Source organism: Sphingomonas sp. CFBP 8765, from assembly GCF_014841445.1.
Taxonomy (GTDB): domain Bacteria; phylum Pseudomonadota; class Alphaproteobacteria; order Sphingomonadales; family Sphingomonadaceae; genus Sphingomonas; species Sphingomonas aerolata.
The window spans coordinates 103,178-121,356 of record NZ_JACYTY010000004.1 but is presented as its reverse complement, the minus strand read 5'-3'; the positions used below and the strand labels follow the sequence as shown (position 1 = coordinate 121,356).

15 protein-coding genes are annotated in these 18,179 nt (G+C 66.0%); 8 read left to right on the top strand and 7 right to left on the bottom strand.

Features of this window, described 5'->3' with window-relative positions; genetic code table 11:
• The first annotated feature begins 3 nt into the window (after positions 1 to 3).
• The gene (locus IFT87_RS11925; protein WP_192008607.1) at positions 4 to 1,350 is read left to right on the top strand and encodes a cell wall hydrolase; all 1,347 of its coding nucleotides are present in this window, start codon (positions 4 to 6) and stop codon (positions 1,348 to 1,350) included.
• Between the two features lie 108 nt (positions 1,351 to 1,458).
• Here IFT87_RS11925 and ahcY read toward each other — a convergent pair whose 3' ends face one another.
• Both ahcY and IFT87_RS11915 read right to left on the bottom strand, forming a co-directional pair.
• Complete coding sequence (gene ahcY, locus IFT87_RS11920; RefSeq protein ID WP_037530116.1) at positions 1,459 to 2,892, bottom strand: adenosylhomocysteinase; 1,434 nt, start codon at positions 2,890 to 2,892, stop codon at positions 1,459 to 1,461.
• A gap of 173 nt (positions 2,893 to 3,065) precedes the next feature.
• Positions 3,066 to 3,626 (bottom strand): YqgE/AlgH family protein, encoded by a 561-nt coding sequence (locus IFT87_RS11915; protein ID WP_037530114.1) that lies wholly within the window; start codon positions 3,624 to 3,626, stop codon positions 3,066 to 3,068.
• A 109-nt stretch (positions 3,627 to 3,735) separates the two neighbouring features.
• Between IFT87_RS11915 and IFT87_RS11910 the strand changes: the two genes are divergently transcribed.
• From IFT87_RS11910 to IFT87_RS20475, 3 genes are all read left to right on the top strand, one after another.
• Entirely contained in the window at positions 3,736 to 4,215 is a 480-nt protein-coding gene (locus IFT87_RS11910; protein ID WP_192008605.1) for a peroxiredoxin, read from the top strand.
• A gap of 102 nt (positions 4,216 to 4,317) precedes the next feature.
• Positions 4,318 to 5,754: an AMP nucleosidase gene (locus IFT87_RS11905; RefSeq protein WP_037530110.1), complete on the top strand. Its 1,437-nt coding sequence runs from the start codon at positions 4,318 to 4,320 to the stop codon at positions 5,752 to 5,754.
• A gap of 79 nt (positions 5,755 to 5,833) precedes the next feature.
• Positions 5,834 to 6,298 (top strand): hypothetical protein, encoded by a 465-nt coding sequence (locus IFT87_RS20475; protein ID WP_249403324.1) that lies wholly within the window; start codon positions 5,834 to 5,836, stop codon positions 6,296 to 6,298.
• A gap of 120 nt (positions 6,299 to 6,418) precedes the next feature.
• Here the strand turns inward: IFT87_RS20475 and IFT87_RS11895 are convergent, their stop codons facing one another.
• Together IFT87_RS11895 and IFT87_RS11890 are read right to left on the bottom strand one after the other, a co-directional pair.
• Positions 6,419 to 8,251 (bottom strand): M2 family metallopeptidase, encoded by a 1,833-nt coding sequence (locus IFT87_RS11895; RefSeq protein WP_037530147.1) that lies wholly within the window; start codon positions 8,249 to 8,251, stop codon positions 6,419 to 6,421.
• 162 nt (positions 8,252 to 8,413) lie between these two features.
• The gene (locus tag IFT87_RS11890; RefSeq protein WP_037530108.1) at positions 8,414 to 9,175 is read right to left on the bottom strand and encodes an alpha/beta fold hydrolase; all 762 of its coding nucleotides are present in this window, start codon (positions 9,173 to 9,175) and stop codon (positions 8,414 to 8,416) included.
• A gap of 334 nt (positions 9,176 to 9,509) precedes the next feature.
• Between IFT87_RS11890 and IFT87_RS11885 the strand changes: the two genes are divergently transcribed.
• Positions 9,510 to 10,151 carry a YitT family protein gene (locus IFT87_RS11885; RefSeq protein WP_037530106.1) on the top strand — a complete coding sequence of 214 codons (642 nt, stop codon included), beginning with the start codon at positions 9,510 to 9,512 and terminating at the stop codon, positions 10,149 to 10,151.
• A gap of 134 nt (positions 10,152 to 10,285) precedes the next feature.
• Here the strand turns inward: IFT87_RS11885 and IFT87_RS11880 are convergent, their stop codons facing one another.
• On the bottom strand, positions 10,286 to 11,314 hold the full coding sequence (locus IFT87_RS11880; protein WP_031439890.1) for an aspartate-semialdehyde dehydrogenase: 1,029 nt from the start codon (positions 11,312 to 11,314) through the stop codon (positions 10,286 to 10,288).
• A gap of 98 nt (positions 11,315 to 11,412) precedes the next feature.
• Positions 11,413 to 13,749: a S9 family peptidase gene (locus tag IFT87_RS11875; protein WP_192008603.1), complete on the bottom strand. Its 2,337-nt coding sequence runs from the start codon at positions 13,747 to 13,749 to the stop codon at positions 11,413 to 11,415.
• A 269-nt stretch (positions 13,750 to 14,018) separates the two neighbouring features.
• On the opposite strand from IFT87_RS11875, the gene IFT87_RS11870 reads away from it, so the two are divergent.
• Positions 14,019 to 14,687, top strand: a complete 669-nt coding sequence (locus IFT87_RS11870; RefSeq protein ID WP_192008601.1) for a DUF6975 family protein — start codon at positions 14,019 to 14,021, stop codon at positions 14,685 to 14,687.
• Positions 14,688 to 14,705: 18 nt separating this feature from the next.
• Here IFT87_RS11870 and bla read toward each other — a convergent pair whose 3' ends face one another.
• Positions 14,706 to 15,674, bottom strand: coding sequence for a class A beta-lactamase (bla, locus tag IFT87_RS11865; RefSeq protein ID WP_249403323.1), 969 nt, complete (start codon positions 15,672 to 15,674; stop codon positions 14,706 to 14,708).
• A gap of 69 nt (positions 15,675 to 15,743) precedes the next feature.
• Here bla and IFT87_RS11860 point away from each other — a divergent pair, with 69 nt between their 5' ends.
• On the top strand, positions 15,744 to 16,598 hold the full coding sequence (locus tag IFT87_RS11860) for an AAA family ATPase (RefSeq protein ID WP_031394950.1): 855 nt from the start codon (positions 15,744 to 15,746) through the stop codon (positions 16,596 to 16,598).
• 93 nt (positions 16,599 to 16,691) lie between these two features.
• Positions 16,692 to 18,128, top strand: a complete 1,437-nt coding sequence (locus IFT87_RS11855; RefSeq protein WP_192008599.1) for a hypothetical protein — start codon at positions 16,692 to 16,694, stop codon at positions 18,126 to 18,128.
• The last annotated feature ends 51 nt before the right edge of the window (positions 18,129 to 18,179 follow it).

Sequence of the window (18,179 nt, the reverse complement as noted above, 5' to 3'; positions counted from 1 at the left end):
ACGATGACCGATGCGCGTGGCGCCGTTTATCTGCGCGTGTCGGTACTCGCGATCGCGGCTGCGGCGATCGTCGGACCGACGCTCGTCGTGACCAATCCCCCGGCGCTGCCCCACCCGGCGCGCGCCGCGATGCCGAAGCAGCGCGTCGTGCCCCAGGCAGAGCTGCCCCCGGTCGAGCCGGTCCGGTTCGTCGACCTCGCGCCCGAGGATGCGCGAGCGTTCAACGCCACGGTGCCGTTCTCGACCGATCCGAACCCAGCTGCACGGCCGTTCCGCTTCGCCGGCGCCGCCGACGACCTCGCACGCGCGACCGACTGCCTCGCCGCCGGCACGCTGTACGAGGCGGGGGACGACACGGTCGGCGAACGCGCCGTCGCGCAGGTCGTGCTCAACCGTCTACGGCATCCCGCCTTCCCGAAAACCGTCTGCGGGGTGGTGTTCGAAGGTGAGACGCGGGCGACGGGTTGCCAGTTCAGCTTCAGTTGCGACGGCGCGCTGCTTCGTTGGAAGCCCTCCGAGGACGCATGGCGCCGGGCGCGCAGCGTCGCGGCCGCCGCGCTGTCGGGCAATGTCTATCGACCGGTCGGCTATGCCACGCATTACCACACCGACTGGGTCGTTCCCTATTGGCAGTCGAGCCTCGACAAGATCGTCGCGGTCGGGTCGCACCTGTTCTTCCGCTGGTCGGGCTGGTGGGGCACGCCCCCAGCCTTCCGGCGTGCGCTCGAGCAGGGCGAGCCGGTCATCGCGCAGCTCGCGCCCATTTCGGAGGCGCACCGCACCGCCGCCGCGCTGTCCGAAGCCGATGCCGCGATTGCCGAAGCATCCGCCGCGCTCGGCTTCGTGTTGGGCGACGATGCGGTCGCCGGTGACGGCGCGAACGCCGCCTCGACGCCCTTCGCGACGGCCGAGGGCGATACGGTGCTGATGACCTTCTCGCCGGGCGTTCTCCCCAACGCCTACCCGACGCTTGCGACGATCGCGTGCGGCGATCGCGCCTTTTGCCGGTTCATGGCATGGGCCGACAAAACCAAGGCCGCAACGTCCACGCCGCTGACGCCGGCACAGAGCGCGGCGATCACGTTCAGCTATCTGCGCGATCGCTCGGCCGATTACGAAAAGGCGCTGTGGAACTGCCAGCAGGTCCGCCGGCCCGATCCGTCGCAGTGCATGCGCGCGCGACAGACGCTGCGCGCGGCCCCCGCGGCAGCGGACAAGGCTGCATCCCCGGCGGATGCGCCACAGGAACTCGACGGTGTGCGGCGCAAGACGCCCGCCACGCCAGCGGCGGCCACAGCCCCGGCGTTGAAGCCGGACGTCAGGAAAGCACCGCAAGCGACCGAGATGTAACGGAAAGACTGGCATATCAGTCGCCGCGCAACAGTTAGATCCAAAAGAAAAGGCCGCGTCCACCCTTCGGTAGACGCGGCCTTTTTCCGCTTCAGATTGCCTGGGCGATCAGTAGCGATAGTGATCCGGCTTGAACGGGCCTTCGACGGGCACGCCGATGTAACCGGCCTGCTTCGGGGTAAGCTGCGACAACTTCACGCCCAGCTTTTCGAGATGCAGCGCTGCGACCTTCTCGTCGAGATGCTTCGGCAGGACATAGACTTCGTTCTTGTAGTTCTCGCCCTTGGTCCAGAGCTCGATCTGCGCGAGCGTCTGGTTGGTGAACGAGGCCGACATCACGAACGACGGATGGCCGGTGGCGCAACCCAGGTTCACGAGGCGACCCTTCGCCAGGATGATGATCTGCTTGCCGTCCGGGAACTTCACCAGGTCGGTGCCGGGCTTCACTTCGGTCCAGTCATAGTTCGACAGCGCGGCGATCTGGATCTCCGAGTCGAAGTGACCGATGTTGCAGACGATCGACATCGGCTTCATCGCCTTCATGTGATCGGCGGTGATGACGTCGGCGTTGCCGGTCGCGGTGCAGAAGATGTCCGCGCGCTTCACGGCGTCTTCCATCGTCACGACCTCGAAGCCCTCCATCGCCGCCTGCAGTGCGCAGATTGGATCGACTTCGGTAACCATCACGCGTGCGCCGCCGTTGCGGAGCGACTGGGCCGAACCCTTGCCGACGTCACCGAAACCGGCGACGCAGGCGACCTTGCCCGCGAGCATGACGTCGGTCGCGCGACGGATCGCGTCGACCAGCGATTCCTTGCAGCCGTAGAGGTTGTCGAACTTCGACTTGGTGACCGAGTCGTTGACGTTGATCGCGGGGAACGGCAGCTCGCCCTTCTTGGCGATCTCGTACAGGCGGTGAACGCCGGTGGTGGTCTCTTCCGAAACGCCCTTCAGGTTCTTCACGGTCTCGGTCAGATAGCCAGGGTTCTTTGCGACATACGCCTTGAGCGCACGCTGCATCTCGACCTCTTCCTCATTCTCGGGCTCGGGCATCGTGTGGCCGGCTTCGAGCTTGGCGCCCCAGAGTGCGAACATCGTCGCGTCGCCACCGTCATCGAGGATGATGTTGGCGGTCTGGCCCTCGACGTCGCGATCCCACGAGAAGATGTCGCCGACATAGTTCCAGTAGTCGGCGAGCGTCTCGCCCTTGATCGCGAACACCGGCACGCCCGACGCGGCGATCGCGGCGGCGGCATGGTCCTGCGTCGAGAAAATGTTGCACGTCGCCCAGCGGACGTCGGCGCCGAGTGCGGTCAGCGTCTCGATCAGCACCGCGGTCTGGATCGTCATGTGCAGCGAACCGGTGATGCGCGCGCCCTTGAGCGGCTGCGCTGCGCCGAATTCCTCGCGGAGCGACATCAGGCCCGGCATCTCGGTTTCGGCGATGTTGATCTCGGCGCGGCCGAAATCGGCAAGGCTGATGTCGGCGACGACGTAATCGGTCTTGCCGTCCGTCTTCTGGGGCGCGAGCGTGGTGGCCACGAGGATATCTCCTGGAAATCTTTGATCGGCGGGCCTCATGCCCGTGCCGGATGCAGGGCCGCATAGAGGAACGGACCGCCCAAATCAAATATAAAGATATCTTTATATGACGCCCGGGACGGTCCTCGCCGCGCTAGAATGTCATCTTGACCCGCGGATGCGCGCCTCGTTGGTCAGGCCGTACCGGTATCCGCCACCAGCAGCCGCGGGTCGACGCCGGCCCGCTCGAACGCCCTGCTCCAGCGCTCATCCGCGTTCGTGTCGAACACCAGATCGGCGGCGCCGGCGACGTTGAACCAGCCGGGACGCGCGAGTTCGCCCTCGATCTGTCCGCTGTCCCATCCCGCATAGCCGAGCGCGACGACCCATCGCGACGGTCCCTTCCCCTCCGCGATCGCGCGGAGCACGTCGATCGTGCTCGACAAGGCCCAGAGGCCTGCGACCTCGATAGTGTCCTGCCCCCCCCAGTCGCACGAGTGGATGACGAAGCCGCGACGGGGTTCGACCGGGCCGCCGAAATGCACCGGGGCGTTGGGCGCGTCACCGGGTGCGATCTCGAACTGGTCGAGCAGGTCGTGGAAGCCAAGCCCGTCGACGGTGGCCCCAAGGCCAATCCCGAGCGCGCCGTTTTCATCATGACTGCACATTGCAATGACCGCACGGGCGAACCGCGGATCGCTCATCCCCGGCATTGCCAGAAGGAGTTGCCCGGAAAGAAAAGCCGTCTTGTCCATGCCCTAGACCATAGCGTCGCGACGGCTCCGCCGCCACGCTTGAAATCGCGCGCCTCCCATACGAGGTACCGTCCGCCCGGGACGATCTCGCGGCGACAGGAGAATTTCCATGACGATCAGCGTCGGCGACCGGCTTCCCAACACCACTCTCGTCAAGGCCACCGCGGACGGCCCCGATCAGGTCGAGTCCGAGACCTTCTTCGCGGGCCGCAGGGTCGCGCTCTTCGCGGTCCCCGGCGCCTTCACCCCGACCTGCTCTGCCAAGCACCTGCCGGGCTTCGTTGAAAAGGAAGCCGCGCTGAAGGCCAAGGGCATCGACGAGGTCGCCTGCACATCGGTCAATGACGCGTTCGTGATGGATGCATGGGGCAAGTCGGCCGGTGCCGGCGACATTACGCTGCTCGCGGACGGCAATTGCGATTTCGCCAAGGCGGTCGGACTGACGATGGACGGCTCGGGCTTCGGCATGGGCACGCGCAGCCAGCGTTATTCGATGATCGTCAATGACGGCGTCGTTGAGCAGCTCAACGTCGAGGCCCCCGGTGAGTTCAAGGTGAGCTCCGCCGAGTACCTGCTTAGCGAGATCTGATCGCGTCGCGCTCCGTCATCCCCGCGCACGCGGGAATGACGGAGCTGGCGCCGCACGCGCGCCAGTCTTGCCTCCGTAATCTCGCCCGCGTAACACTGGGCGATGACAATCGCATCCGACCTGGTCGCCGAACTCGACCGCCTCTACCGCGCCTCCGTCGCGCGGCTCCAGTCCGCCATGAGTGCGTATATCGCCGACGGCACCGTGCCCGATCCGGCAAGCCGCAGCGATGGCTCGTTCGCCTATCCCGAAATCCGGCTGATCTACAAAGGCGGCATTGACCGCCCGACCCCGCTCCGCTCCTTCGGGCGGATGGTGAATCCCGGAGAATACCGGATCAGCGCGACCAAACCCGCGATCTTCGCCGATTATCTGACCGAACAGCTCACCCTGCTGATCGAGGACTATGACGTGGAGGTCGAAGCCGTCGAAGGGCGGCAGGAGATCCCCTTCCCGTACGTCATCGATCCCGGCCACGCGCTGAGCCTCGACGAAGTCTCCGCGACCGAGCTCGCACGGTTCTTTCCCGCCACCGAGCTCGCGCATATCGGTGACGAGATCGCCGACGGACTGTGGGTCGCGCAGGACGACACCCGCCCGCTCGCGCTGTTCGATGGCTTGCGCACCGATTTCAGTCTCGCACGGCTGCGCCATTACATGGGCACACCCGCCGAACACGCGCAGCGCTTCGTATTGTTTACGAACTATCACCGCTATGTCGATGAATTCGTTCGCTGGGCGGGTACCCAGCTTGGCGAAGGCAGCCGCTTCACGACGCTGTCGGGCGCAGGCGGGATCACGATCACGTCAGGGGACGATATCGACAAGATCATCTCGGACAGCGCATGGCGGCGGCATCAGATGCCCGCTTATCACCTGATGGCGGACGACCGCACCGGGATCACGCTCGTCAACATCGGCGTCGGCCCGTCCAACGCCAAGACGATCTGCGACCATCTTGCGGTGCTGCGTCCCGAGGCCTGGCTGATGATTGGGCATTGCGGCGGTCTGCGACCCAGCCAGCGGATCGGCGACTATGTGCTCGCGCATGCCTATCTGCGTGACGACCATGTGCTGGACGACGTGCTCCCGCCCGAGATTCCCGTCCCCGCGATCGCCGAAGTCCAGGTGGCGATGGCCAAGGCCGCCGAGATCGTCTCGGGCCAGTCGGGCGAGGACCTGAAGCGCCGGCTGCGTACGGGGACGATCGTCACCACCGACGACCGCAACTGGGAGCTGCGCTATTCGAAATCGGCGCTGCGGTTCTCGCTGTCGCGCGCGGTCGGCATCGACATGGAATCGGCGACGATCGCCGCGCAGGGCTATCGCTTCCGCGTTCCCTACGGCACGTTGCTCTGCGTCTCGGACAAGCCGCTCCACGGCGAGCTGAAGCTGCCGGGTCAGGCCAACCGCTTCTACGAACGCGCGATCAGCGAGCATCTGCGGATCGGGATCGAAACCTGTGAGCAGCTTCGCCAGGAGGGTGCCAAGCTCCACAGCCGCAAGCTGCGGGCGTTCGACGAGCCGCCGTTCCGGTAAGGCCTGCCGCGCGATTTTCGGAGCGCATCGCATGCCGATGCGTTACGCCCGCGGGATCATTTTGTGAGGGAGCATAGCCGTGGCCGACACCGACCCGCCTGAAACGGACGCCAAGAAGCCCGTCGTCACGCGCCGCCGCGCGCCGCGCAAGGCCAGTGCACCCAAGCCTGCCAAGCCCGTGGTTGCGCCGGCCGCGCCGGCACTCGACAAGCCGACACCCGAAAAGGCGGTCCCCGTCTCCCGCAAGCCCAAACCCGCCCCCAAGCCGCGCTCGACCAAGCGCAGCACGCCGCGACCGATATCGGCGCGCAAGACGCCGCCGCCCGTTGCCAAGCCGATCGACAAGGTCGGCGGCAAATGGGGTGCCGCCGCGATCGCGGGCGGCGTCGCGGTACTTGGCGCTGCCGCCGCGCTGCTGACGTTGCGCGGCAGCACGCCGAAGACGCCCAAACCCGCTGGCAAACACGCGCATCAGGCGGACGGTACGGATTCGTCTAAGTCGTTCGAAGCCGGGATTGCCGACGAAGGAACGATCCCGGAATAATCGTCCCTGGCCCCCACTGGGCCCCCGCGGATGCGGGGGCCCAGCTAGACCCAAAGCGCGCTTGCAGCCGTGGATCCCCGCCTTCGCGGGGAAACAGGATCGCCGCCAATTTCCTGAAGCTCACCAGCCGGTCGGCTTGCCCTTGTTCTGCACGTCGAGCCACGCCTTCAGCGGCCTGAAATACTCGACCAGCGCCGCGCCCGACATCTCGCGGCTGCCCGTGAACACCTGCAGCGCGTCGGGCCAGGGCTTGGATTGCCCCATGCTCAGCATCGCGTTCAGCTTCGTGCCTACCGCCTTGTTGCCGTAGAACGAGCAGCGATGCAGCGGCCCCGTCCACCCCGACTGCTCACACGCCGCCTTGTAGAACTGGAACTGCAGCACGCGCGCGAGGAAGTAGCGCGTGTAGGGCACCGCCGCCGGGATATGGTATTTCGCGCCCGCGTCGAACTTCGTCTCGTCGCGCGCGACCGGCGGCTTGATCCCCTGATATTGCAGCCGCATCTGGTCCCACGCCGCCTGATAGCCGGTCGTCGGAATCTGTCCCGAGAACACGCCCCAGCGCCATTTGTCGATCAGCAACCCGAACGGCAGGAACGCGACCTTGTCCATCGCCTGACGCAGCAACAGGCCGATATCCTTGTCCGCGCTCGGCACCCGCGCCTGATCGAGCAGTCCGATCTTCACCAGATAATCCGGCGTGATCGAGAGCGCGACGGTATCCCCGATCGCCTCATGGAAGCCATCGTTCGCGCCATTCTTGTACAGCATCGGCTGCGCCTTGTACGCGCGCTGATAGTAATTGTGGCCGAGCTCATGGTGGATCGTGACGAAGTCGTCCGCATTCACCTTGGTGCACATCTTGATGCGGATATCGTCCTGGTTGTCGATATCCCAGGCCGAGGCATGACAGATCACGTCGCGGTCCGCGGGCTTGGTGATTTGCGACCGCTTCCAGAAGGTCTCGGGGAGCGGCGCAAAGCCCAGCGACGAGTAGAAGCCTTCACCCTGCTTCACCATCTTTACCGCGTCATAGCCCTTGGCCTTCAGCAGCTCGCCCGTGTCGAAGCCGAGATCGCCAGCCCCCTTGGGGGCGACGATGTCATAGATATTGCCCCATTCCTGCGCCCACATATTGCCGAGCAGATCGCTGCGGATCGGCCCGGTCTTCGCCTGGACCGCATCGCCATATTTCTCGTTGAGCTTCCACCGCGTATAGGTGTGCAGCGACATGTAGAGCGGCTCGACCTCTTTCCAGATCTTGTCGGTCAGCGCGGCGAACTGCTCGGGGCTCATGTCGTAGCCCGACCGCCAGAGCGCGCCCACATCCTTGTAGCCGAGCTCGCGCGCGCCCTCGTTCGAGATCGCGGTCATCTTGGCATAGTCGCCGCGCATCGGCGCACCGACCGCGTCGTTCCAGCTCGTCCACATCTCCTGCAGCTTGGCGGGATCGCGGCTCTCGCCCATCGCCGCCTCGATGTCGGAGCCGTTGATCGGCTTGCCGTCGAGCGTCCCCATGCCCTTGCCGTAGGAGGACGACATCTTCGTCGTCAGCATCGACAGCTCGTCCGATGCGCCCGGCCGCGTCGGCGCGGGCAGCGTCAGCCCCCCGCGGAGCAGGTCGAGCTTGCGCTTCGTGTCGACCGACAGGCCCGGGACATTGGCGTATTTCGCCGCACCCAGCGCGTATTTGACGCCGAGATCGGTCATCTCCGCCCCCGACTTCGCCGCGAGCGCATCGGTATCGTCGGTGATGTAGGTCGCGTTCACCCACGCCACGCGCGCTGCGTCGACCGACTTGGCCGCAAATATCTTTTCCGCCTCGGCGACGAACGCATCCGCCTGCGCGGCGGTCGGGCTGGACGCGGCAGCGGTGGCCTGGGCACCGGCCACCGACGGCACGGCGCACAGCGCGCCGGCGAGAGCAAACATCGAAACGCTGAACCGAACCATCATCATCCCCTTATCGTGAGGCCCTGATGGATGATCCGCCGCCGGATGGTCAACCCGCCAGCCATGCCCCCTCCCGTCATGCTGACGAAAGTCAGGACCCAGGGTCACGGGGGGCGGCGCTGCTTGGCTCCGGGTCCTGACGTTCGTCAGGATGACCGGGCGCTATGCAGCAAGAAAGTCCGCGATCGCCTGGCCAAGCTCGGGCTTCACCACCGCGCTCATATGCCCGCCCGGCGTCGCGACATACTGGCCATGCGGCAGCACCGCGGCGAGGTCCGGTGCCGACCCGTTATCCTCGTCCTCCGCGCCGCACACCACCAGCGCCGGCTGCTCGATCGCCTTGACCGCCTCGATCGGTGTATCCGCAAAGGTCTCTAGGATCCCGAGCAATGCGACCGGATCGCCGCCCGTGGTCTTCAGAAACGCCTCGGCCAGCCACTCGGGCGTACCCTGGACATGCTTGCCCAAATTGGTGAGGATATTGCGGAAATGCCCCGCGCGCCGCGACGTCTCGGTCAGCCCCGCGAGCCCCATCCCCGAAAATATCACGCGCCCGGGGGTCGCGCCCGTCGCCAGCATTCGCGACGTCGTCCGCGCGCCCAGCGAATAGCCGCCAAGATCATAATCGGTCAGCCCGAGATGATCGACCAGCGCATGGCCGTCGAGCGTCAGCGCATCCGCGGGGTAGAATTCCAGCCCATGCGGCTTGCCGCTCTCGCCGTGCGCGCGCAGGTCGGGCATGATCACGCGGAACCCCTTGGCCGCGATCTTGGCGGCATGGCCGTATCGGATCCAGTTGGTGTTCGCGTCGGAGAAATAGCCGTGGATCAGCACCACCGGTCGCCCCTCGCCGACCTCGCGCCACGCAATCCGCGTGCCGTCGAAGCTCTCGAAATACTGCGTCTCGGTCGGGGAATGTGCCACGGATCCAGATCCCTATAATCTTAGGATGTTGCTGCCCCCGTCCGACACACGACACCGTGCTGTCAACCGGCACGAAGAGACGCGCTCCGAGGAGTATCCGCGACCCACCGCTACGTCATCCTGACGAAAGTCAGGATCCAGAGCCACGGATGCGGCGCTTGGTATCCTGGATCCTGACTTTCGTCAGGATGACGAGCGCCCATCGTTATGGCCCCGCCGCACGACGCCATCACAAAAAGGGGTAGTGTGACGCGCAAACTCCTTTAGCTAAGGGACAAGGATTGCGTCGAACGATCCATTGAGGATGCGCGAAGGGCCCGACCAAGGACCCGCAATGCCGCCATCTGCCGACGCCACCTTCCCCTCAGCCACCCTTCCCCTGGGACGCCCGCACAGCATCGCGGAGGATTTCTACGCGCTCGTCATCGGCTGTATCCTGCTGGTGATCGGGCTGGTCTTCCTGAAGGCGGCAGGGCTTGTCACCGGCGGGATCGCCGGGATCGCGCTGCTGCTGTCCTATCTGGTGCCCTTGCCGACCGGCGTCCTGTTCACGCTGATCAACCTGCCCTTCTTCCTGTTCGCGCATTACGCGATGGGCCGCCGTTTCGCGATCAAGACGATGCTGGTGAATGCCGGGATCGCCGCCTTCTCGACCTTCGCGGGCGGATCGATGCACGTCGATCAGATGCACCCGTTCTTTGCCGCGATCGTCGGCGGCACGGTGATCGGGCTCGGCATCCTCGTCCTCGCGCGGCATCAGGCCGGGGTCGGCGGCACCGGGGTCGTGACGCTGTGGCTGCAGCGCACGCGCGGCTGGAATGCGGGCCGCACACAGATCGCGCTCGACGTGGTGATCCTCGCCGCGGCGATTCCCGTGGTGAGCACGGGCCAGCTTCTCTGGTCGGTACTCAGCGCGGCGGCGATCAGCCTGATCCTGATCGCCTGGCATAGGCCGGGACGGTATATTGGGCACTGATCGCCACCGACCCTCTTCGTCATCCCGGGCTCGACCCGGGACCCAGAGTATCAAGGGCGACAGCCGTGGCCCTGGGTCCCGGGTCGAGCCCGGGATGACGGGAGGGCGGCACAGCCTCCCCCCAGATCAGTCCCTTACGCGTCCTTCTTCAGATGCCGTCGCCCGAGCAGCTCGGCGATCTGCACCGCGTTCAGCGCCGCGCCCTTGCGCAGATTGTCCGACACGCACCACAGGTTGATGCCGTTCTCGACGGTCGAATCCTCGCGCACGCGGCTGATGAAGGTCGCGAACTCGCCGACGCATTCGATCGGCGTGATGTAGCCGCCATCCTCGCGCTTATCGATCAGCATGACCCCGGGCGCCTCGCGCAGGATGTTCTGCGCCTCCTCGGCCGAGATCTCGTTCTCGAACTCGATGTTGATCGCTTCCGAATGACCGACGAAAACCGGCACCCGGACGCAGGTCGCGGTGACCTTGATCTTCGGGTCGAGGATCTTCTTGGTCTCGACCACCATCTTCCACTCTTCCTTGGTCGATCCGTCGTCGAGGAAGCTGTCGATGTGCGGGATCACGTTGAACGCGATCTGCTTGGTGAACTTCTTGGCCTCGGCCGGGTCGCCGACGAAGATGTTGCGGCTCTGCTCGAACAGCTCGTCCATGCCCTGCTTGCCCGCGCCCGACACCGACTGATAGGTCGCGACGACGACGCGCTTGATCTTGGCCGCGTCATGCAGCGGCTTGAGCGCGACGACCATCTGCGCGGTCGAGCAGTTCGGGTTGGCGATGATGTTGCGGACCTTGTAGCCGTCGATCGCGTCCGCATTCACTTCGGGCACGATCAGCGGCACGTCCGGATCCATCCGGTACAGCGACGAATTGTCGATCACGGTGCAGCCCGCCGCGGCGAACTTCGGCGCATAGACCGCGGTCGCCTCCGACCCGATCGCGAACAGCGCCATGTCCCAGCCGGTGGGGTCGAAATTCTCGATATTCTGGCATTTGATCTGCTTGCCGGTGTCACCGAAATCGACCATCTCGCCCTGGCTGCGCGACGATGCGACGCAGGCGATCTCGTCCGCCGGAAATTCACGCTCCGCCAGGATGTTGAGCATTTCGCGCCCGACATTGCCGGTCGCCCCTGCAACCACGATCCGATAACCCATTATGTCGTCCCTTGATGCCGCCGCGAAACGATCGCGACATTGCTGATTTTCATTCGGGCGCGTCCGTATACGTCTCCGACGCACCCTGCCAGATAACTTTATTTCGTCGCAGGCAAGCTCGTCCCTTCGCCGGTAACCGGTTTGTCCTTCACCGTCCGGTCGAGGAAGTTGAGGATCGTCCCCCAGACATGCTCGCTGATCCCCGGCCCCGCAACGCGGTGCGTATAGCCCGGGTAGAACATCATCTCGAACGGTGTCGCGGTCGCCTGCATCTTGGCCGCGACCTTGGTCGAATTGTCGAGGAACACGTTATCGTCCGCCATGCCGTGGATCAGCAGCAGCGGATCCTTGATCAGCGCCGCATCCTCGACCGCGGCCGACGTCGCATAGCTCGCCGGATCGGTCTTGGGATCGCCCAGATAGCGCTCGGTATAATGCGTGTCGTAGAGCTGCCAGTCGGTGACCGGCGCGCCCGACACTGCGGCAGCATAGACCCCCGGCGTCTTCTCCAGCATCTTCAGCGACATGTACCCGCCATAGGACCAGCCATAGGTCGCGATCTTGCTCGGCTCGACGAACGGCAGCGTCTTCAGATACTCCGCCCCGGCCAGCTGGTCCTCGACCTCGACCGTGCCCATCGCATGATAGATCGCGTCCTCGAACTTCTTGCCGCGGTTGTACGAGCCGCGATTGTCGATCTGGAAGAAGATCCAGCCCTGATCGACCAGATATTGCGGCAGCGGCCCCTGCCAGCCGCGCGTGACCTGCTGGCCGGTGCCCGGGCCGCCATAATGCTGGAAGAAGACGGGATATTTCTTGCCCGGCTCGATCGGCGGGGTGATCATCTCGTAATAGAGCGTCGTGCCGTCCTTGGCCTTCAGCGTGCCGAACTTGGTCTGCTGATGGCTGGCGGCATAGGGATGATAGGGATGCCCCTCCTTCACCGCATTCTCGTTGATCCACGAAATCCGCTTGCCGGTCGCATCCGCCAGATAGACCTGGGTCGGCTGTGACGGGTTCGAGCGCGAGACGATGAACCGCGTGCCGGCACCGTCCATCGACGCGCTGTTCCACCAGCCGCTCTCGGTCAGCTTGGTGATCGCGTTCGGCTTGGCGATATCGACCGAATAGAGCTGCTGCTCCAGCACGTCGTCCTTGTTGCCCGTGAAGAACAACCGCCCCTTGGCCTGGTCGACGCCGACCAGCCCGGTCACGACCCAATCGCCCTTGGTCAGCTGCGTCCAGCGGCCTGCCGCGAACCGGTAGAGATGGCCATAGCCGCTGCGCTCCGACCGCCAGATCAGGCTGCCGTCCTTCAGCACGCGGTAGGCGTCCGACAGGTTCAGCCAGCTCTTCACCCCCGACTTCTCCGTGAACAGGATCGTCGACTTGCCCGTTGCCGGGTCGACGCGCAGCATCTCGAGCAGCTTCTGGTCGCGGCTCTGGCGCTGGACGAGCAACATCGTCCCGTCGGGCGTCCAGTCGACCCGCGCCAGATAGATGTCGGGATTGGTGCCCAGATCGACCTTCACCTGGCCCGACCCGTCGGGCTTCATCACGTACAGGTCGACCAGTGCGTTGGGCGTGCCCGCGGCGGGATAGCGCTGATCATAGACCTTGGTCCCCGTCGCGCCGATCGAGGCACGCGTGAAGATGCGCACCGGCGCCTCGTCGAACCGCTCGACCGCGACATAGCGCTCGTCGGGCGACCACCAATAGCCCGTGCGGCGATCCATTTCCTCCTGCGCGACGAACTCCGCCTCGCCGAAATGGACGGTGCCGCCCCCGCCCTTGGTGACCGCGCGCGCCTCGCCACCCGCCAGCGGCTGAACGACGAGATTCTGGTCGCGGACATAGGACACGAACCCGCCCTTGGGGCTGATCACGGGGTTGAGCTGGCCACCCGGTGTATCAGTCAGCCGCCGGACCTTGCCGTCGAGCGTCGCGATGTACAGGTCGCCGTCGAGCGGTACGAGGATCGACTTGCCATCGGGCGCCCAGTCATAGGCGACGATACCCTTCGACCCGGCGATCCGCGCGCGCTCGCGCTGCATCTTCTCGGCTTCGCTCAGCTCGGCGCCGGTGCCGACGCTCTTCGAATCGACGAGCATCCGCTCCTGGCCCGTGGCGGTGTCGACCGCCCACAGGTCGAACCGCTCCTTCTCGTCCGCCCGGTTGCGCAGCGAGGTCAACAGCGCGCCGTCGGGCGACAGCCGTACCGCGCGCGGCTGCGGGCCCGACAGGTCGGGATTGCCGAACACCCGCGCCAGCGTCAGATCGCCGGCCGGGGCTGCAGCTGCCACGGGAGCCGCTGCCGGATCGCTCGGCGTTGCAACGCCGTCGGCGCCGCCTGCCGTTTGCGCGGACGCGCCGTCAGCAGCCATCGCGGCGGTTCCGACCGAAGCAAGTGCAAGCCCAAGCAACCATGTACGCATCCTATAGTCTCCGATGGACGGGCTCCAGCGCGGCGCCGGTGCCGCGCGCGTTATCGCGGCGCGTCCCGCCCCCGTAAAGCCGTAAACCCCGCGTGATGCGCTCGCCCGCGGCCAAGTCGTCAAGCCCAAGCCGACCGGACCCGCCTGCGGATGGTTAGCAGCCGGTTAACGTCATGTGCACGCCGTCTTTACAGGTCGCGTGCAAGGACCTGCGACCGGACGTCCGCACGGATATGGTGCGCGGGCATCCCAGACATGACCGGGGACTAATGGCTTCGACGACGGCATCCATTGACGAAACACGGCCCGGCGCCTGGGACGTCGTCGCGCGCCTTGGCGCCGTCGACGGTGCTGTCGCGCACCCTCACGCGACGCGGCTGATCCAATCCGCCCCCGCCCAGCGCAACCTGTCAGATGCGGTGCACGCGTTCTGCGACGTCTATGGACGGCACCCCGGGATGATCGACGACGCCTTGCTGCGCGGCGCACAGTTGGGTTCGCTGCCCTGGCTCGAAACCGCAGCGACCGGGTTCGCGATCGAACGCGGCTATCTCGCCCAGCTGACCGCGGCCGTGGGGCCGTTGCCCTCGACACCGGGTCAGGCGGCGACCGAGGCCGCCCTCGCCGGCGTGCGCAACGCGCTGGAGATCCTGTCCGGTTCGGAGCGCGCCGGTTGCGCCACGGGGGCGGTGGCCGCGCTGCTCCACGACTGGGCAGTGACGCGCGATGTGCTCGACCTTGCCGCGACCCGCTTCGGCATCGTCGCGCCGCCGCGCGCGCTCCCGCCCGCTGACGTCAGCGCCAAGGCGCTGGCGACGCTGGGTGCAACGCCCGGTACGCGGCGCGCCATCACCTTCGGGGCGCAGCAGCTCTACGCCCAGCATCGCGGCCTCTGGTCGCTGCTCGAAGCCCGCGCCAGCGCGCGCGGCGATCTCTGAACGGATCGCACACGCAGCCTAGGCCAGTGTCGTAGCAACTCCCCGGGCAACCTCTGAGAACAACGTCTTGAACTGCGCCTCGGTCGGCGTGCCGCCGCGCGTGTAGACACTGATGATGATCGGCGTGTCGGGATCGCGCCACAACACCCCGACGTCGCCGGCCGCGTCCTTGCCGTTGTTCCCCGTCTTGTTGCCGATTGCCCATCCGCGCGGCAGACCGGCCCGCAACCGCGCGTCGCCGGTCCGGCATTGCCGGAGCCACAGCATGAGCAGCGCGCGCGACGAGGGCGACAACGCCGGACCACGCGTCAGCCGTCCGATCGTCGCCGCCATCGCCCTCGGCGTCGTCGTGTTGCGCAACCCACCCGGCGGCGTACGGTTCAGGAACGGCTCGATATCGTCCAGCCGGCTGATATCGTCGCCGAGACCCCGCCAATAGGCGGTTAGCGCCGCAGGACCGCCGATCCGCTGCAACAAGATGTTGGCGCAGCTATTGTCGCTCTGCTCGACCGCCGCTCGGCACATTTCGCCAAGCGACATCTCGCCCCGCGCCAGATTCTGCCGGGCGACGGGCGCGTGCCAGTCTTGCAAGTCGGCGGGGACGAGCGCGATCTCGTCCGCAAGCCTGAAGCGGCCGCGATCGACCCCGTCGAGCACGCAGGCGGCGAGCGACGCCTTGAATGTGCTGCACATGACGAACCGCTCATCGGCACGCCAGGCGATCGCCCTCCCCGTCATCAGGTTGCGCGCGTAGAGCCCGACATGGCCGCCGCTCGCGGTCTCATAGTCGGCGACGCCGGGCGGAGGAGCCACGCTGCGTGCGAAGGCCGGACGCGTGACGAGCGTTGCGGAAACGCCCGACAGGACGGCCCGCCTGTTCAGCATGATGATCGTGATGCCTCCTCCAGCCGCGCCGTTTCGCCGCGCGATCGTTCCGTACACCGTCCGGTCCTTGCCACGAACCCCGATGGCTGTCGGTGTCGCCATCGTCCGGGTTGCGTCGGATACCCAACAGCTTCTATCCGTACCGGGAATTCGATTCTGACGGGAATGGGCATGAAGCGCTTCGAAGGCACGCAGAGCTATGTCGCGACCGACGACCTCAAGGTCGCGGTCAACGCCGCGGTGACGTTACGCCGCCCGCTGCTCATCAAGGGTGAGCCCGGCACCGGCAAGACCGTGCTCGCCTATGAGATCGCCAAGGCGCTCGGCGCGCCGCTGATCGAATGGAACATCAAGTCGACGACCAAGGCGCAGCAGGGGCTGTACGAATATGACGCGGTCGCCCGCCTGCGCGACGGCCAGCTCGGCGACGAGCGCGTCCACGACATCGGCAATTATATCCGCAAGGGCAAGCTCTGGGAGGCGTTTACTCAGCCGGCGCCGCCCGTCCTGCTGATCGACGAGATCGACAAGGCAGATATCGAGTTCCCGAACGACCTGTTGCAGGAACTCGATCGGATGGAGTTCCACGTCTACGAGACCAAGGAAACCGTCCGCGCGGTCGAGCGTCCGATCGTCATCATCACCAGCAACAACGAGAAAGAACTGCCCGACGCATTCCTGCGCCGCTGCTTCTTCCACTATATCAAGTTCCCCGATCGCGACACGATGCAGGCGATCGTCGACGTCCATTTCCCCGGGATCCAGCGCATGCTCGTCTCGCGCGCGATGGACCTGTTCTACGACGTCCGCGACGTCCCCGGCCTCAAGAAAAAGCCCTCGACCTCCGAGCTGCTCGACTGGCTCAAGCTGCTGCTGCACGAGGACATGCCGCTCGAGACGCTGCAGAACCGCGATCCGACCAAGGCGATCCCGCCGCTGCATGGCGCACTGCTTAAGAACGAACAGGACGTGATGCTCTTTGAACGCCTCGCCTTCATGGCAAAGCGGCAGAAGAACCAGGGGTAGCTTCGGGAGCGACGAGACAGCAGCGGCCGGAACGGTCCGCCTGAGCGACGCTGAAAACGCGGCTTTAATCAGTTGCGCGCTAATGCTCCGGGGGTGCGTCACAACCTGTCCCTCCCCGCGGCATACGCTCTGCTTGCGATCCTGGGCGTCGCGGTCTGGGTCCGGATCCTATCGGCCCATGGCGGGCTGTGGGTCGACGAGGCGTGGTCTGCGGTGCTGGTGGCGAGGGCGGACACACCCTGGGCCGTGTTCACCTCGATCAACCACGACAACAACCACCATCTGAACAGCTTGTGGATGCAGGCGGTCGGCTATGCCGCGCCGCCGCTGGCCCTGCGTGCGCTGTCGATCGTCACCGGCGCCGCCACGGTGCTGGTCGTCGCTGCGATCGGTGCGCGGCGCTCCGCGGCACATGCACTGGTCGGTGCAGCGCTGTTCGCGCTGTCGCCGATCCTGGTCAATTATGGCAGCGAAGCGCGCGGCTATGCGCCAATGCTGCTGTGCGCGGTGGGTGCGATCCTGGTCGCCGCACGCTGGCTCAACGCCCCTGGCCCTGCGCCCCGCCATGCGCCGGGGCTGCTTGCGCTGCTGACCATTCTCGGACTCCTGTCGCAATTGACGATGCTGTTCTTCGTGGTCGCGATCGCCGGCTGGGTCGCGCTGACGCTGCGCCAGCGGGTTGCCACAGGGACGGCCGCCGCGATGACCGCGCGGCTGATGCTGCCGAGCCTCGTTGCCGTCCTGCTCGTCGTCACGCTGGTCTTCGGCGCCGCGGCCGCAAGCCCCGGCGGCATGCAGGTCGGCGATTATGTGCCCTTCTCGTTCGCAAGCCTGGTCAGCGCGCTGCAGGTCATGCTGGCGACGACGCTCGGCGCATCCGCCTTGCCGCGTTGGTGGATCGCGGTGCTCGCGCTCACACTATGCGTCGCGGCAATGGCCGCCGTGGCGCAACGACGACCAATGGCATGGCTGGCGATGCTCGCCATTGCAGGACTGCCGATCGCCCTCGCCACGCTTCAGGTCGCCAATACGGGGATGCCGCGCTATTTTCTGCTCTCCAGCGTGGCTATACTGCTGCTCCTGACCGACCTGATCGCCACCGCGCTGACGAAAGGCCCGCGGTCAAGGATGCTGGCCGCGCTCGCTCTCACCCTCCTCGCGATCGGCATAGTCGACGACATCGCGCAGGACATTAAGCGACGACGCGGCGATATCGATGCCGCCATCGCCCGCGTCCGCATCGAAGCACCGGGCGGCGCGCGCGTTCATGTCGATCACCTCCAGCCCGTTGCCCCGCTTCGGGTCGCAGCCGCGACGGCGCGCTATCCGCTCGTTCTGACGAGTGACTGCCGACCTGCGCAGTTCGTCTTTGTCGATCTCGACGACGGCGGCGCGGCGGCCACGACGCGACGCTGCGGACGCGTCTATACGCTCCGGACCGTCCGCCGCCGGGGGATGCTGTCGGGAACCGACTGGGCGCTTTACGGACTACCGCACGCGCGCAACGCCTTGTCGTCTAATCCATATTGAGGCTGGCGCATCGTCATGCCATTAACCACAGGCGGCAACATGGCGGTCATG